Origin of the sequence: Myxococcus llanfairpwllgwyngyllgogerychwyrndrobwllllantysiliogogogochensis, from assembly GCF_006636215.1 — a bacterium.
Taxonomy (GTDB): domain Bacteria; phylum Myxococcota; class Myxococcia; order Myxococcales; family Myxococcaceae; genus Myxococcus; species Myxococcus llanfairpwllgwyngyllgogerychwyrndrobwllllantysiliogogogochensis.
Window position 1 is genome coordinate 1 of sequence record NZ_VIFM01000926.1, and the last position, 404, is coordinate 404.

The window sequence follows — 404 nt, forward strand, 5'->3', positions numbered from 1 at the left end:
GGCCTGGCCAGCACGCTGATACCCATCTTCATCGCCTTCGCGCAAACGCTGCCGGTTTCGAAGGAAACGGCCTTCGGCATCGTGCTCGTGCAAAGCTTCGTCGTGTCGTTCGGCTTCATCCTGCCGACGAATGCACCGCAGAACATGCTGTGCTACGGCACGGGCGCGTTCGGCACGCTGCAGTTCGCCAAGGTGGGGCTGGTGGTGACGATGGCAGGCCTGGCGCTCATCCTGCTGCTGTCGGCCACGCTCTGGCCGTGGATGGGCGTGCTCTGACGCCCCCAGGGGCCCGCGGACGAGGCGGCGGACCTACCCGCGGCGCGCGGCCTGGTAGAGCCCCTGCACGCGCGGAACGTTCTGCTCCAGCTCGCGGATGCGTTCCGGGCCGCTGGGGTGGGTGGAGA

Annotated in this window: 1 protein-coding gene; it reads left to right on the forward strand. The window is 68.3% G+C overall.

All coding sequences use genetic code 11. The features are described from left to right. A partial coding sequence (locus FJV41_RS51260) for an anion permease (protein WP_181791646.1) occupies nt 1–276 on the forward strand: 276 nt, incomplete at its 5' end. Nucleotides 277–404 lie beyond the last annotated feature (128 nt).